15 protein-coding genes are annotated in these 15778 nt (G+C 62.8%); 5 read left to right on the top strand and 10 right to left on the bottom strand.

All coding sequences use genetic code 11. The features are described from left to right. The first annotated feature begins 203 nt into the window (after window positions 1–203). The 3 genes from HBA99_RS07000 (at window position 204) to HBA99_RS06990 (ending at window position 2650) form a co-directional block, all read left to right on the top strand. The gene (locus tag HBA99_RS07000) at window positions 204–845 is read left to right on the top strand and encodes a class I SAM-dependent methyltransferase (protein ID WP_070951341.1); all 642 of its coding nucleotides are present in this window, start codon (window positions 204–206) and stop codon (window positions 843–845) included. A 95-nt stretch (window positions 846–940) separates the two neighbouring features. Beyond that, window positions 941–1771 (top strand): SDR family NAD(P)-dependent oxidoreductase, encoded by an 831-nt coding sequence (locus HBA99_RS06995; protein ID WP_046252929.1) that lies wholly within the window; start codon window positions 941–943, stop codon window positions 1769–1771. Between the two features lie 45 nt (window positions 1772–1816). Continuing rightward, window positions 1817–2650 (top strand): SDR family NAD(P)-dependent oxidoreductase, encoded by an 834-nt coding sequence (locus HBA99_RS06990; protein ID WP_046252928.1) that lies wholly within the window; start codon window positions 1817–1819, stop codon window positions 2648–2650. Between the two features lie 27 nt (window positions 2651–2677). On the opposite strand, the gene HBA99_RS06985 is transcribed toward HBA99_RS06990, so the two are convergent. The 5 genes from HBA99_RS06985 to HBA99_RS06965 all read right to left on the bottom strand — a co-directional run bounded on the left by HBA99_RS06985 (window position 2678) and on the right by HBA99_RS06965 (window position 9291). Then, window positions 2678–3952 (bottom strand): serine hydrolase domain-containing protein, encoded by a 1275-nt coding sequence (locus HBA99_RS06985; protein ID WP_070951342.1) that lies wholly within the window; start codon window positions 3950–3952, stop codon window positions 2678–2680. A gap of 105 nt (window positions 3953–4057) precedes the next feature. Then, window positions 4058–5329, bottom strand: coding sequence for a serine hydrolase domain-containing protein (locus HBA99_RS06980; RefSeq protein ID WP_070952304.1), 1272 nt, complete (start codon window positions 5327–5329; stop codon window positions 4058–4060). A 115-nt stretch (window positions 5330–5444) separates the two neighbouring features. Then, a complete protein-coding gene (locus HBA99_RS06975) occupies window positions 5445–7025 on the bottom strand; it encodes a flavin-containing monooxygenase (protein WP_081347587.1) in 1581 nt (526 codons plus the stop codon). A 23-nt stretch (window positions 7026–7048) separates the two neighbouring features. After that, window positions 7049–7837 (bottom strand): SDR family NAD(P)-dependent oxidoreductase, encoded by a 789-nt coding sequence (locus HBA99_RS06970; protein WP_070918320.1) that lies wholly within the window; start codon window positions 7835–7837, stop codon window positions 7049–7051. Then, complete coding sequence (locus HBA99_RS06965; protein WP_078343073.1) at window positions 7834–9291, bottom strand: cytochrome P450; 1458 nt, start codon at window positions 9289–9291, stop codon at window positions 7834–7836. The genes HBA99_RS06970 and HBA99_RS06965 overlap by 4 nt, the downstream gene beginning before the upstream one ends. Window positions 9292–9418: 127 nt before the next feature. Here HBA99_RS06965 and HBA99_RS06960 point away from each other — a divergent pair, with 127 nt between their 5' ends. Continuing rightward, the gene (locus tag HBA99_RS06960) at window positions 9419–10051 is read left to right on the top strand and encodes a TetR/AcrR family transcriptional regulator (RefSeq protein ID WP_070951343.1); all 633 of its coding nucleotides are present in this window, start codon (window positions 9419–9421) and stop codon (window positions 10049–10051) included. Here the strand turns inward: HBA99_RS06960 and HBA99_RS06955 are convergent. From HBA99_RS06955 to HBA99_RS06945, 3 genes are all read right to left on the bottom strand, one after another. Further along, complete coding sequence (locus HBA99_RS06955) at window positions 10048–10812, bottom strand: glycine betaine ABC transporter substrate-binding protein (RefSeq protein WP_234798039.1); 765 nt, start codon at window positions 10810–10812, stop codon at window positions 10048–10050. The two genes, HBA99_RS06960 and HBA99_RS06955, sit on opposite strands and share 4 nt — an antisense overlap. Before the next feature lie 110 nt (window positions 10813–10922). Continuing rightward, window positions 10923–12086 carry an NAD(P)-dependent malic enzyme gene (locus HBA99_RS06950; RefSeq protein ID WP_044104280.1) on the bottom strand — a complete coding sequence of 388 codons (1164 nt, stop codon included), beginning with the start codon at window positions 12084–12086 and terminating at the stop codon, window positions 10923–10925. A gap of 64 nt (window positions 12087–12150) precedes the next feature. Then, on the bottom strand, window positions 12151–12762 hold the full coding sequence (locus HBA99_RS06945; protein ID WP_030094820.1) for a MarC family protein: 612 nt from the start codon (window positions 12760–12762) through the stop codon (window positions 12151–12153). 95 nt (window positions 12763–12857) lie between these two features. Here HBA99_RS06945 and corA point away from each other — a divergent pair, with 95 nt between their 5' ends. Beyond that, on the top strand, window positions 12858–13952 hold the full coding sequence (gene corA / locus HBA99_RS06940) for a magnesium/cobalt transporter CorA (RefSeq protein WP_030094819.1): 1095 nt from the start codon (window positions 12858–12860) through the stop codon (window positions 13950–13952). A 4-nt stretch (window positions 13953–13956) separates the two neighbouring features. On the opposite strand, the gene HBA99_RS06935 is transcribed toward corA, so the two are convergent. Both HBA99_RS06935 and HBA99_RS06930 read right to left on the bottom strand, forming a co-directional pair. After that, window positions 13957–14562 carry a suppressor of fused domain protein gene (locus tag HBA99_RS06935; protein ID WP_070951345.1) on the bottom strand — a complete coding sequence of 202 codons (606 nt, stop codon included), beginning with the start codon at window positions 14560–14562 and terminating at the stop codon, window positions 13957–13959. An 11-nt stretch (window positions 14563–14573) separates the two neighbouring features. Then, window positions 14574–15776 carry an ABC transporter ATP-binding protein gene (locus HBA99_RS06930; RefSeq protein WP_070951346.1) on the bottom strand — a complete coding sequence of 401 codons (1203 nt, stop codon included), beginning with the start codon at window positions 15774–15776 and terminating at the stop codon, window positions 14574–14576. Between the last annotated feature and the right edge of the window lie 2 nt (window positions 15777–15778).

Raw genomic sequence — 15778 nt, 5'->3', positions numbered from 1 at the left:
CGTATCCCTCACCGATCACATCCGTGAGACCCTTGCGCACCCTACCGTCCTGTACCCAAGTTGGGAGGTTTGCTCGAAGGTTCATCGCCCCGGTTCGCCGGTTATTGGGGCCGGTCATAGCTTTCGGGCGTGGGCCTCGTATCTTTCACAAAGATCAGGACGAGTCCACGACTTTCCCGGGGCGCCGATCCTACGTTTCAACGATGACTGCCATCGCCCCACGGCGTTCGCTTAACAATCTGGTCACGCGGTACTGGACCCTGATGTCGAAGGTGTACAACTTCCCGCTTGTGCAACGCCACATCTACAGCCCGGCACAAAACGACACCATTAAGCAATTACGCGCGCACGACGCTCGGCGAATCGCCGATATTGCCTGTGGTACTGGCATATTGGCGTCGCGGATTCAGTCCGAGCTGCGTCAGCCCTCTGTTTTCGGGGTCGATATGTCCGACGGCATGCTCGCCAAGGCGAGAGCACGGTCCGCCGAGGTCCAGTGGAGGAAGGCCCCCGCGGAACAACTCCCGTTCGAGGACGGCACTCTCGACGCGGTCGTCACAACGTCGGCATTCCATTTCTTCGATCAGCCCGCCGCGCTGGCGGAGTTCCATCGCGTACTCGCCCCCGGCGGCATGGTCTCGGTCGCCACGATCTGCCCGCGGGAGCGCCGCTGGATGCGGCGCGGAACCGGAGAACGTGGACCTGCGCACTTCCCCACGGCCGGGGAAATGGAGCGGCTGTTCTCGCGTGCCGGGTTCGATGTCGTCGTGCATCGCCCGGTGGAGCGCCCGTTCACGCCACCGCTGGTGTCGGTCGACTGGATCTGCGTTGGCCTCAAGGCCTGAGCCTCACCTACCCGGCACCCGACCGCGCCGCGCCACCATCCATTACCCTCACTGATTGACGTCAGCGTCACAACGTAAATCTGTCAGGAGTAATCATGGATGGCTTCAGCGGCAAGGTGGCCGTGGTGACCGGTGCGGGTTCGGGAATCGGACGTGCACTGGCGGTGGAACTCGCGCGCTCGGGCGCCAAAGTAGCCATCAGCGATATCGACAACGAGGGCCTCGCCGAGACCGAACGCCAGATCAAGGCCCTGGGCGCGGAGGTTCGCGCTGATCGGCTGAACGTCGCCGAGCGCGAAGCTTTCCTGCTCTACGCCGACGTCGTCAAGGAGCACTTCGGCAAGGTCAACCAGATCTACAACAACGCCGGCATCGACTTCCACGGGGACCTGGAAGTCAGCGAATTCAAGGACATCGAGCGAATCATCGACGTCGACTACTGGGGCGTGGTCAACGGCACCAAGGCCTTCCTGCCACACCTGATCGCCTCCGGCGACGGTCACGTCGTCAACGTCTCCAGCATCTTCGGCATCATGGGGGCTCCCGGCCAAAGCGCTTACAACGCAGCCAAATTCGCGGTGCGCGGTTTCACCGAATCACTGCGCCAGGAGATGATCACCGGCAAGAAGCCGGTCGCGGTCACCTGCGTACACCCCGGCGGCGTCAAGACCAACGTGGCCCGCAACGCCACAATGGCCGAGGGCTATGACCACGCGCAGTTCGCGAAGTTGTTCGATCGGGTCGCACGCACCAGTCCGCAGGCCGCGGCCCGCATCATCCTCACCGCAGTCCGTAAAAAGAAGCCGCGCGTACTCGTTGGCCCCGACGCCAAGGTGATCGACTTCCTGGTTCGGCTGACCGGCGCGCGCTACCAGGATCTGTTCGTTCTCGTCGAGCGATTCCTGATGCCCAAACGTTCCCACTGACCCATTACCCTGACTATTTGACAGTCGTCTAACAAGGAGACATCTATGGAAGGCTTCAGCGGCAAGGTGGCCGTGGTGACCGGTGCGGGTTCGGGAATCGGACGTGCACTGGCGGTGGAACTCGCGCGCTCGGGCGCCAAGGTGGCCATCAGCGATGTCGATGCCGAAGGCCTCGCAGAGACCGAACGCCAGGTCAAGGCCCTGGGCGCGGAGGTTCGCGCCGATCGCCTCAATGTCGTTGAGCGCGAAGCCTTCCTGCTCTACGCCGACGCCATCAAGGAGCACTTCGGCAAGGTCAACCAGATCTACAACAACGCCGGCATCGCCTACCAGGGCGAGGTGGAAGAAAGCCAGTTCAAGGACATCGAGCGGATCATCGACGTCGACTTCTGGGGCGTGGTCAACGGCACCAAGGCCTTCCTGCCACACCTGATCGCCTCCGGCGACGGTCACGTCGTCAACGTCTCCAGCCTGTTCGGCGTGCTGTCCATGCCAGGCCAAAGTGCTTACAACTCAGCCAAGTTCGCGGTGCGCGGCTTCACCGAATCACTGCGCCAGGAGATGATCATCGGCAAGAAGCCGGTCGCGGTCACCTGTGTGCACCCCGGTGGCATCAAGACCGCCATCGCACGCAACTCCACCACCGCGGAGGGTTACGACCAGCAGGCGATGGCCGCGATGTTCGACAAGTACCTCGCGAACACCAGCCCCGAGGCCGCGGCCCGCATCATCCTGACCGCCGTCCGCAAGAAGAAGCCACGGGTGCTCGTCGGGCCCGATGCCAAGATCCTTGACCTGGTCGTTCGCGTGACCGGCTCCCGCTACCAGGACATCTTCTCGCTGGTGACGGGCTTCATCATGCCCAAGCCCGGGAAGTAACGACCCGAGTCGATCATCCGCGTCGCGCTAGCGCGCCGCGCGGATGATCGACGGCAAGAAGGTGCCGATGATGGTCTGGTCAAAGACCATCGTGGTCGGCAGCCTGTTGTGCACGATGGCAACCGAGATCTTGCGCTTCTGATCGGCCCAGCCGAAGGAGCCACCCGCACCAATATGCCCGAAGCCGCCACCTATCACCGGCGCCACCAGGGAGTGATACCCGCGGTGCCAGCCCATCGGTATCCCGAGCGTGTGGTCTATCTGGTAGCTGTTCTTACGTCCGAGACCCTTGGTGACATCGGGCGAGAGCAATCGCGTTCCGTCAACGCTGCCGTCGCCCGCCAGGGCCGCGTAAAGCTTGGCCAACGCGGGTGCGGTACAGCAGGCACTGCCGGCACCGCACCGCAGATCCATCACGGGAGCACTCGCATGCCCGTCGTCGGCAAGCAGCATCTCGGCGCCCGGTTGGTACAGCGTGGAGGCCGCGCCCTTGGCCCCGGGCATCCTGTCGAGCATCCCCATGACCGGCGGAGCCGTCCGACGGATAAAGCCGGACCGTGCGACCCTATCCAAATGCGGTGTGAGCGCAGCTGATTCGGAGGGCGCACCTTTGGGCGGCCTACCCATGTGGATACCGTCGACCCCTAGCGGCTCGGCCAGTTCGGTGCGGTACAGCTCCTCGAGGTCCTTACCGGTGACGGCCTTGGCGAGCCGTCCCATGAGCCAGCCGATGGACAACGCATGGTAGGCGGGCTTGCCGAAATATCTGTCGACGGGCGCTGCGGCCAACCGGTCGGCCATCAGATCCGGGTCGAACATCTCCTCGTAGTTGTGCGCAATACCCGTCAGCCGCGACAACCCTGCCGTATGCGACAGGATTTCGTCGACCGTGATCGCACCCTTACCGTGGGCGGCGAACTCGGGCCAGTACCGGGCGACCGGGGCGTTGTACTCAAGCAGTCCGCGGTCCACCAGCTTGTGGATGATCGTGGCGGTAACCCCCTTGGACGCCGAGAAGATCACCGGCGCCGTATCCCGCGTCCAGACCTGCCCCTTCTGCGCCTGACCGGCCCACAGATCCAGTACGGGCTCGCCGTCCACGTACACACAGATCGCGCCACCGCCCACGCGGTACCGGGTGAAGGCAAGCGAGAAAACGCGCACCACCCCTCGGAACTCGGGGCGCGCCCAGCCGTTCACCCCCGGCGGCAGCTCCACACCGCGTTCCAGCGGCGGATAGGCGAAGGGGGCGGGTAGCGGTGATTCCGGGACCGCGTCATCGAGGCCGTGAGGTTGTGCCATAAGTAACAGTGAGTACCAGGTACTTGGCGTCAAGACAAGGGTGATGAATCAGATGTCAGGACAGATACCCAATCGACCCGCGACGATTGGGGGCACTTCACGATGTCAGCCGACGGCCTTGACGATCTGCGGCCACAAGAACGCAAACGAGATCTGGTCGAGAGCCATGGTCAGCGGCAGCCGGTTATGCGCAAGGCCCACAGCGATCTTGCGCTTAGGGTCGGCCCATCCCATCGAGCCACCGAGCCCGATGTGGCCGAAGCCGCCGCGGAATCCATTCATAGGCAGCGACATGTATCCCAGGTGCATGCCCATGGGGAACACGATGGTGCGGTCGATGCTCAGATTGATCCTACGAGCAAGCCCGGCAACAGTTTCCGGAGAAAGGAAATCGCGGCCCTCGACAGTGCCACCGCCCGCCAGGGCGGCGTACATCTTGGCGAGCGCCGGTGCCGTCGCGACCGCGTTGGCCGCCGGTGCCTGCATGTCGTACAGCGCTGAACTCAGGGTGCCGTCATCGGCGAGGATCCGCTCCATTCCGGGCTCGTACATCGTGCCGATCGCACCCTCGAAACCGGGAAGACGATCGATGGCACGGATGACTGTCGGCAGCACGCGGCCCACCACGGGCCGGGTCGCCACCGGATCCAGGAATGGGTACATCGAGGCGGCCTTGGTCGACGAGGTCCGTGGCGGACGTCCGAGGTGTATCCCCTCGACTCCGAGCGGCTCGGCGATCTCGGTACGAAACAGCTCACGCATGTCCTTGCCGGTGACCGACCGGGCCAGGCCCGCAAGCAGCCACCCGAAGGTGAGTGCGTGATACGCGCGTTTGCCGTAGAACTTGTCGACCGGCGCCGCGGCCAGACGCTGTTCCATGAGCTCGTGGTCGGTGACGTCCTCTGCATGGCGCGCGATCCCGTCCAACCGGGACAGTCCGGCGCGGTGATCGAGAACCTGACGCACGGTGATCGACGACTTACCGTTGGCTCCGAACTCCGGCCAGTAACGCGCAACCGGGGCGTCATAGGCGAGTAGGCCCCGGTCGACCAGGCGGTGAATGACGGTGGCCGCGATACCCTTCGACGCCGAGAACACAAGCGCTCCGGTGTCACGTGTCCAGCCCTGCCCGGCAGCAGCCGCACCGGCCCAGATGTCCAATGCCGGTTCACCGTCGACGTAGACGCAGAGGCCACCGCCGCCGAGGCGATACTTGGTGAACATCCACTCGAAGGTTCGGACCACGGAGGCCAGCTCGGGCCGCGCCCAGCCCTCCACGCCGTTCGGGAGCCGCAATCCGGGCAGGTCGCCCGGGTACAGCTCAGTGCCACGTACGGGTGCTGTGGCCGCAACATTGGGGCCCAGAGGGATCGCCATAATGAACATTTAGGTACCACGTGTCAAATAACCGGGTCAAGTCACAATCTGATTGCCGACGGCGTCACCCCAGGTCAGCGAGCTTGGGCTGCGGGCCCCTCACTGACAGCAATTCTCAGCCTTCCGCAACCGCCGGGGCCGCGGACTCGAATCGATAGTCGTCGAGGTTGAATGTGCGACTGCGCCAGGCGGATTCCAACGTCGTGGTCGGACGCAACGGCGCATCGCCATTTTTGTCGAAGTAGTAGCTGTTGGAATGCGCGCAGCTGTCTTGCCAGAAGATCTGACGGCGTCTGCGCCTGAGCATTTCCGCGAAGAAACGGTCATTGGCGCGTTGGGTGACTTCGACATAGTTCGCGTCGAGCTTGCGTGCGCGCAACAGACAGCGAGCGATATGGGTGGATTGTGCTTCGATCAGCGCGAAATACGATGACCCGTTGTAGCCGTACGGCCCCATGATCGAGAAATGGTTGGGGAATCCGGGCACACTCACCCCCTCATAGGCATGGAGGCGGTGCGTATCCCAGTAGGCCTGCTGGGTAATACCGTCACGTCCGGTCAGGTCGTAGGTCGGCATATTGCCCGGGTCCATCACCTTGAAACCGGTCGCGAGGATGAGCACATCCAGTTCATGCTCGGCACCACCGGATACATGGACCGTGTGGGCGCCGACCCGGACAATGGGGCCAGTTTCGAGCGTGACGTTGTCGCGGTTGAAAGTCGCGAGATACCCGTTGTGAAAACTTGGCCGCTTGCAACCCAATCCATACCGCGGCGTGAGCTTGTCACGGGTTTCCGGGTCCCGAACCTGGCTATGTAGAAACCTGCGCGCTAGGGATTCCACGACGGGCGACATACCGGGTATTGCCCCGTGATAGTGCGCCGGGATCGGAAAAGTGGCTTCCACGAATGCCTGACTCGCCAGCCTGGTGGCTTGTAAGCCGCCGGGTAGACGGGTGATCAATCGAGATAGGCTGCCGCGCAATGAGAAATCGGGCTTGGGCAGGCACCAAATGGGGGTTCTCTGAAACACGGTGAGATGCTCTACTTCGGGAGCGATAGCGGGGATTATCTGAACCGCCGAGGCACCGGTTCCTATGATGCCCACCCGCTTTCCGGCCAGGTTCTGGGTGCGGTCCCAACGGGCGGTATGCATTCTCTGGCCCTCGAAGTCCTCGATGCCGTCGATCTCCGGATACACCGGGCGAGTGAGTACGCCGCACGCGTTGATGAGAAACCGTGCCGTCAACTGTTCTCCTGTGGCGGTGCTGACAGTCCACAGGCACTCCTGTTCGTCGAACACCGCGCCGGTGACCGTGGTGTTGAACCGAATCTTTTCGGCCAGTACGTATTTCTTGACACAGTGCTCGGCATACGCCTTCAGCTCGCGGCCGGGCGCGTAGCTACGTGACCAATCACGTTGCTTCTCGAAGGAGAACTGGTAGCTGAACGACGGGATGTCGACCGCGATGCCCGGGTAGGTGTTCCAATGCCATGTTCCACCGACGCCGTCGGCCTCATCGATCAGTAGAACATCTCGGAACCCGTTGTTTTGCAGTGCTATTGCTGTTCCTATACCCGAGAAACCGGCACCGATGATGATAATGAGGTGATCGGGTCGCGGGCGCTTTGCCGCCGGCTGAGCCGATGACCGGGTGGTGGTGGCCAAACCATCGTTGTCGACAGCGGTTGTCATGAAGGCTCCAGTTCTCGAGTGAGTCATACGCGGGCAAGTAGGTTGCCGACCGAAGCCGGCAGGGCACGGAGTGCGTGGTAGGCGAGCCGTGATTCCACGCCCACGGGAACAAGTGCCAAGTTGTGCCGGGCGGCACGAGCAATGGCTTTGGCCACCGCATCTGGGGGGTGCCCGAGTTTGAATCCCTTTTCCATCAGCTCCTTTTCAGCACCGATGGCGCCGCGTAGGCGGGTGTGCTCCAGAATGGGCGTTTTGATTACGCCCGGACAGATGACGCTGACTCCCACACCACGCCCCGCCCAGTCCGCCCGCAGGCATCGAGAAAACATGATGACCGCAGCCTTGGACGCGCAATACGACGCCATCCGCCGCGTCGGGATATAGCCGGCCCCGGAGGCCACATTGACCACGTGACCGCTCCCACGCGCCACCATGTCGGGTCCAAACGCCCTACAGCCATGCGCAACCCCGTCGTAATTGATGGACCGTAGCCAGATCCAGTCTTCATGTGTGGTTTCCAGAAAGTCACCCCCCACGCCCACGCCCGCGTTGTTAACGAGGATGTCAACGGGACCGTGTTCGGCCTTGATACGGGCGGAGGCTTCCTCGACCGACCCCAAATCCGCCACATCGCAGGCATATCCGAATACCCGGCCACCACCATGCCGAGCGGCGCCCGCGGCAGCCTGCAGGGCGTCCTCGTTGATATCCAGGCCGATCACCTCGGTGCCCGCGCGTGCGTAATGTTGCACGGTGGCAGTGCCGATACCACTAGCGGCACCGGTTATCACGACGCGTTGCGGAATCTTCATGCCACGTGTCTCCGCCGGGCGATGGCCTGTAGGCCATGGCGCGGGCGCAACGTCAGGGTGCCTTCGGGATCGACGGGATGGCCCGGCTTCAGATCAAACACGAAGTGCTGACTCAAGATCGCCGTCACCAACACCGACTCCATCGTTGCGAAACTCTGGCCGATGCATATGCGTTTACCGCCCCCAAAGGGCATATACGCACTACGGGGCCGATCCTTGCCCTCACCTGGCAAGAATCGCGACGGGTCGAACTCGTCTGGGTCGGCCCACCATCGCTCGTCATGGTGCACCAGATGCCCGGGCATAATTATTGTGGTGCCCTTTCGAATTCGATGACCACCGATAACGTCGTCCTTCACTGCCACCCGCGGAACAATCCACGCCGGACTGTAGTAACGCATCGCCTCCAAGAAACATGCAGTCGTCCACGGCAACTTCGACAGGTCATCCGCTCCCGGAGTTCGCCCCTGCAGAACCTGATCTATCTCGGCAAGCATCCGATCGCGGGCGTTGGTATTCAATGCCAGCAAGTACCACATCCAAGACAGCGCATTGGCCGTCGTCTCGTGTCCCGCCAACATGAACGTTATTGACTCATCACGGACTCGCTTGTCCGACAAAGGCTTACCGTCCTCAGCCTCAGTCGTGAGCATGTAATTCAAAAGGTCAACCCCATCGATGGGATTAGCCTTGCGATCGCGCACCAAGTCCCAGACCGCCTTGTCCAGTGTTTTCGCGACCACCTGCACGTGCCTGAACGGCCAAGGGAGCGGTACCGGCAAGAACGCTCCCCGCATCACCGTACGGAACAACCATCGAGGCGGCTCTGCAATGAGGAACAGCCGCAAGAACTTGACACCGAACCGCAGACCTGCGGTCACTTTGTCTGACATCGCATCGGAGATAGCACCGAATTGCCTACCGAATAAAGCGTTTCCCACGATGTTGAGCGTGAGTCGCACCATTGCATCCGACAGGCTCATTTCGATGGGTCCGTCACCCTGCGAATCAATTTCAGCCACCATCTCCTCGATCGGCTCAATCATCAGGTCGACCAGACCATTTAGCCTGCGTTTAGCGAACATCGGATTAAGCAGCGTTCGATGCCACTGCCAGGACTCTTCCTCGTCTGTAAAAAGATTCAGGCCAAGCAGGGCACGCAGTAACTCAAACTCGAACGACTTGTGGTAGTTAAGCCTCCCGGCGTGAAAGACGTGATCGATGTAGTCGGGATGGGTTAGGCCCACGAAGTTCCTATTTCCGCAACGCCATCGGGTGATGTCACGTCCCGCGATCCGACGAACCAAGCCTTGGTCGGGATCCAGTCCATACCGCGCCACCTCGAATGTCATCAGCAGACCGTTGAGTCGGGTTGCCGGCGCGCCCGAGACAAGCAGTGGCTTGTCGCCCTTCACCACCCCGGTCTCCACAGTGCGAACCGCTGCAGACGTCATTGTCTCCACCTCTCCGATATGCCAGACCCGAGATCCCAGATCATCTGATCTCACATGAGATCATTTACATTAGAGCGTCTATCGTCAAAGTTTTCAAGGAATCGCCGAGATTTGCGATCATCGACAGATGCGCCGCACGTCCGACCTCTACGGCGGTCAAACGCACGCCGAACGACGTCAAGAGCGCCGTTCACGGTTCGTCTGCGCCGCCTTGGACATCTGGCGCGAGTCCGGCTGGGCAGCGGTGACGATGCGCAAAGTCTGTGCGCACACCACCCTGAACACCCGATATTTCTACGAGGACTTCTCCGATAGAGACGAGCTGCTGGTCGCGGTGTGGGAGGGCATCCGATCCGAACTGCTCGCCGCCGTTGTGGAGGTTCTTGTTGGAGATCCCGCTCGTCCACCCCTGGAGACCCTCAATCGGGCGCTGCACGTTCTCGTCACATGGGTCGCGGATGACTTCCCCCGTGCACAAGTACTGCTGGGCAACCACACGGGATGTCCCGCACTCGAGAAGAAGAGACAAGCATCGCAGCGGGAGCTGGTTGAACTCATGATCGACACCGGCCGTCCATATCTGCGCCCAGACGCCGACGCCGACGCATTCCGCGTCGACGTCACCATCGGCCTCAACGGTTTCACCGGCATGATGAGCGAATGGCACTCGGGCGCAATCATTCTCACCGAAACACAGGTCATAGATCACGTAACGAGGCTCGCCACTGTTATCGCGAGCCAGCACATCACCGCCAGCTAGCGCAGCAGAATCTGGTGATCGTTAAGCCAGGTGTCCACTAGTCGCTGTGGATCCGCACCGCCGGATACCTCGCGGGTCATCGCCGCCAGGTCACCGGTGGTCAGCTCGCCGGCGACCTTGTTGAGCGACAAAACCTGCGGTTCGGACAGTTCATTGCGCCGGTACAGCGGAACGACGTTGTTGGCCGGCAGCCAGTTTTTTTCGTCGTCCACCAGGGTGACCCCATTGACCGGAAGGGCCGGGCTGGCGGTGGATGTCCAGGCCACCGCCACCTCTGTACGCTTGAGCGCCGCGAAAAGCTCACCAGTACTGGGGAATTGACGCGGATAACCCGTCGAGCAAGAACCTATGCGCGCGACGGGAACGGGCCCCGGCCCCACCTGCCCGGCACGCGCCAGTTCATCGCAATGCCGCGCGAGCCCGGCAAGCGTGGGTTTAGCCGAGACACTCGTTGTACCGGACGGAACCGCAATGGCCGGGCGATCCTCTGCCGTCCCATAGTCGGCGGCCGCGACACCTGCGGGCAGCGCGGCGATCATGGCCTTATACGTGACTTCCTCGTCTCCGCTGGCCCGCTGCTGTGGCGCGAACTGCCGCAGCAGCCGCCCAGTGAACCCGGGTGCGACGCTCGCGATACCGGTATCCAGTTCGGCTACCGGATCGGGACTCTCACGCACCTTGGTATCGATACCGGTCGCCTTCACCACTGCGGCATAGATGTGCGCAAGCACCCGATACTGCGGGTCATTCGTGGTCACCACCGTCAAATACGGTGCGGGACCATGATTGTCCGAACACGCGGCAAGTACGGACACTGCAGCCAGCAGCCCCGCTATGCACGCGCGAACCTTGAACATCGACGACTAGAGGGCTAGTCGCTCTCGTGCGCGACAGCCTGAACCGCGGCCGCCACGGCGGGTCCGACACGCGGATCGAGCGGACTCGGCACAATCTTGTTCGGCGCCAGGTCAGGTTCGACGACTGAGAAGATTGCTTCGGCCGCAGCCACTTTCATCCGCTCGGTGATCTTGGTGGCCTCGGCGTCCAGTGCCCCACGGAACACACCGGGGAAGGCCAGCACGTTGTTGATCTGGTTCGGGAAGTCGCTGCGCCCGGTCGCGACAATCGCGGCGTACTTGGCGGCCACATGCGGGTGAATCTCGGGGTCGGGATTGGAGCACGCGAAGACGATGCTCTCGTCTGCCATGGTCGCGATGAGCGACTCGTCGACCTTTCCTGCCGAAACACCCAGGAACACATCGGCGCCCGCGAGCGCCTCGGCCTGTCCGCCGGTGAGACCGCGCGGGTTGGTGCGTGCGGCAAGGTCTGCCTTGAACTCGTTGAGGTCATCGCGGCTGGAATGCACGATGCCCTTCGAGTCCAGCACCGTCACGTCGGTAATGCCGTCGGCCAGCAGGATGTTGGCGCATGCGACGCCGGCCGCGCCCGCACCGGAGATCACCACCTTGAGCGACTTCTGATCGCGGCCCAACACCCGCGATGCTCCCATGAGCGCCGCCAACACCACGATGGCGGTGCCGTGCTGGTCATCGTGCATCACCGGACAGTCCAGCGCCTCGATCACGCGACGCTCGATTTCGAAACAGCGGGGCGCCGAGATGTCCTCCAGATTGACCGCACCAAAGGTGGGGCGCAGCCTGATCAGCGTCTCGACGATCTCGTCGGGATCCTTGGTGTCGAGCACGATCGGGATGGAGTTGAGCCCGGCGAAGGTCTTGAACAACGCGCTCTTGCCCTCCATGACGGGCAGCGACGCCGAAGGACCGATATCACCGAGGCCGAGCACCGCGCTGCCGTCGCTGACCACCGCGACCAGGCGATGGGCCCAGGTGTACTTCTTGGCCAGGCTGGCGTCGGCGGCAATGGCCCGCGATACCTGCGCAACACCCGGGGTGTAGGCGATCGACAGTGCGCGCTGTGTGTCCAGCGGCGACTTGAGCTCTACCGACAGCTTCCCGTCGATATGTGCTTCGAAAATCTCTTCATCTGTCACGACAACGTCGGATGCGGTCACAGCGGTGAGACTACTGGCCCCCTCGAAAGTCACTCCTGGCGACTCTGGAACTGTGAGCGGCCCGTTACGCGCCTGCCACGAATCCGCGCACCGACTCGGCGATCATCTGCACCGCGATGGCAGCCAGTAACAAGCCTGCGACCCGGGCCAAGAGCATGATCCCGCCCTCCCGCAGCACCCTGATCAGCACCGTCGAGAACCTCAGCGTCAGATACAGCACCACGTGCACGCACAGGATCGCGGCGGCGATGGCCAGATAGGTGCCCACCTGCCCCTGCGCCTGACGGACCGCGATGATGGTCGCCGCGATGGCTCCCGGCCCCGCCATCAGCGGGGTGCCCAGCGGGACAAGCGCCACGTTGACCCCGCTGTCTGCGTTCTGGCTGGTGGCGCCGCCCATCAACAGAGATAGGCCCGTGATGAGCAGCAGCAGGCCGCCGGCGCCCTGCAGCGCGGGCACACCTATATGTAGATAGGTCAGGATCGCCTGGCCGCCGATCGCGAACATCGAGATGACGGTCAACGAGACCGCCGGCGCCTGCCAGGCGGCACGATGTCGTTCGGCGGCGGGCTGTCGGCCCGTCAGCGACAAAAACACCGGTACCGCACCCGGGGGATCCATGATGACGACCAGGGTGATGAACACTGAGGTGAACACCGCAATATCGAATGTCACGATTTCAGTGTCCCAGGCGGTCCCACAGGCTCGCGGGTTACCATCTCGCGGAACGGTTCCGCAGAACGATTGGTTGCGAGCAGGGAGCCCACATCATGGCGCGATTTCCGTCGGTCAATCCGTCGTCGTTGCGTTCACCTATCCGCGGCCGTGAACCCGAGACCGATGCCAAACGCATCCCGGTCCCTCTCGCCCGCGCCATTGTCGACTGTGGCGTATACGTCGACGGAGTCCGGCTGCCGGGCAAGTACACGCCCACCGCCGCGCTGGAGAAGGTGCGCTCGCTGGACCGCGGGTTCGTGTGGGTGGGGCTGCACGAACCCGACGAACATCAGATGGAGGCGGTCGCCCAGCCGTTCGGACTACACCGGCTGGCCGTCGAGGATGCCGTGCACGCGCACAACCGTCCGAAGCTCGAGCGGTACGACGACACCTTGTTCTTGATTCTCAAGACCGTGAATTACGTTGAACACGAATCTATCTCCTCGGCCCGCGAGATCGTGGAGACCGGCGAGATCATGATTTTCGTGGGCGGCGACTTCGTGGTGACGGTGCGCCACGGCGACCACAGCGGGTTGGCGAAGGTGCGCGCCCAGATGGATTCCGATCCCGACCACATGCGGTTGGGCCCGTACGCCGTCATGCACGCCATCGCCGATCGCGTGGTCGACTCGTACATGGAGGTCTCCGACCTTGTCGAGACCGATATCGATGCGATGGAGCAGAACGTCTTCTCGCCCCGATCCAGCACCGATATCGAGCACATCTACATGCTCAAACGTGAAGTGGTGGAGTTGCGCCGCGCGATCAGCCCGCTGACGGGAGCACTCAGCAAGCTCACCCAAGACCACAACGACCTGATCACCAAGGAAGTCCGGCGGTACCTGCGTGACGTGCTCGATCATCAGAGCCACGCCGCCGATCAGATCGGGAGCTACGACGAGATGCTCACCTCCCTGGTGAATGCGGCCCTGGGCAAGGTGGCCATGCAACAGAACACCGACATGCGCAAGATCAGCGCGTGGGTGGGCATCGCCGCGTTTCCGACCATGCTCGCCGGCATCTACGGCATGAACTTCGAGCACATGCCCGAACTGGCCGAGCCGGCCGCCTACCCAATCGTGCTGCTCGTCATGGTCGTCGTGTGCACGCTGCTGTACCGGAACTTCCGAAAGAACGGGTGGCTGTAGCGCGCTAGCTCGGCTGCGCGTGGGCGCGCGACGGGTCCTTCACATCGATATCGGCCTGCAGCCATGCGTCCCTCAGCGCATCGGCTCCCTTGAGCCGTACCCAAGCCGCTTCGTTGGCCGTGATGGGCACCGCCACCAGAAAACGCACCGGCGAGAGCGGTTCGGGCAACAGCAGATCCGGGATATCGCCGGTCTGCAGCAATACCGCCGTGTACGCCTGCCGTGCCGGATCGTCCCAGAGCGGCTGGCCCAGATCGACGAGCGCGTCCTCGGTAAGCACCAGCCCCTCCACCGCCGGCGAGGCGGCCAGCACCGCAAGAGATCGAGCCAGGCCGGGAAAGACGTTGCCGCGCAGACTGATCAGCACTTCGGCGCGCGGACCCAGCTCCTCTGAAGTCAGCATCTCCCCCGGGTCGGCCATGGGATAGCGCGAAGCTCCCACCGAGACGAAATGCGATACCCCGGCGTTATCGGGACCATAGCGCAGCAGCTCATAGGGCTCAGCTCCGAGAAAGGTGACCGAGGCCGAATCCGGCTCGCCCGCACCGATACCCGTGAAGTGATCGGCCAGATGGGCGCGTACCTGACGGACGATCTCGTCCGAACTCATCCCCGGGCCGGTCACTGCCCAGCAGAGTCATTGCCGGGCAGTGAAAGGTTCTCCCCGGATGCGGCATCGAATATCACCAGCTTGCCGGTGTCGATGATCAGCTCGACGGGCTGACCCTCCACGACCTTGGATGCCGCGGAAAGCCTTGCCACAAATTCGTTTTCGTCTGCCCCAGCCACCCCGGCCTCCTGCGCGAGTTCGGCCAGCTCGTCCGAGTGAGCCGCACCGCCTTCGGTGGTGAAGTGCACGTACTTGTCCGAGCCCAGCGACTCCACCATGTCGGCATTCACCGTGAGCGTCAGTCCGGTGATCCGCTTGTAGGTGTCGACCAACGCGGCGTCCTCGAACTGCTCGGGCCGAATCCCCACGATCACGTCGCTGCCCAAAACACCGGCCTTCTTGGCAGAAACGTTGGCGTAGACGCTCGCCTCGAGTGTCACCTCGCCGAACGGCAGCTGCACTCCGATATCGGTAAGCCTCGCCGGGAAGAAGTTCATGGCCGGGGATCCGATGAAACCGGCGACGAACAGGTTGGCCGGGGTGTCGTAAAGCTCCTGGGGAGCACCGACCTGCTGCACCTTTCCGGCGCGCAGGACCACCACCCGATCACCGAGCGTCATCGCCTCGGTCTGGTCATGCGTGACGTAGACGGTGGTGGTGCCCAACCGCTTTTGCAGCCGCGCTATCTCGGTACGCATCTGCACCCGCAGCTTGGCATCCAGATTGGACAACGGCTCGTCCATGAGAAATGCCTTCGGACTGCGAACGATCGCCCGGCCCATCGCCACGCGCTGCCGCTGTCCGCCGGAGAGGTTGGCGGGCTTGCGATCCAGATAGTCGGTCAGATCCAGGATCTTCGCGGCCTCTTCGACCTTTGCGTTCACGTCGGCCTTGCTCATCTTGGTCAGGGTCAACGGGAAGGCAATGTTCTGGCGCACAGTCATATGCGGATACAACGCGTACGACTGAAACACCATGGCGATATCGCGATCCTTGGGCGCCTTCTCGTTGACCCGCTCACCGGCAATCGTGAGCTCGCCCGAGGAGATGTCCTCGAGTCCGGCGATCATGTTCAACGTCGTGGACTTACCGCACCCCGAGGGCCCGACCAGGATGATGAACTCGCCGTCGGCGATATTCAGGCTGACGTCCTGTACCGCCGCGGAACCGTCCGCGTACGTCTTGGACACCTGGTCCAGCACAATCTCAGCCATCG

Source organism: Mycobacteroides chelonae (assembly GCF_016767715.1).
GTDB lineage: Bacteria > Actinomycetota > Actinomycetes > Mycobacteriales > Mycobacteriaceae > Mycobacterium > Mycobacterium gwanakae.
This window is presented reverse-complemented; position numbering and strand designations above follow the sequence as displayed.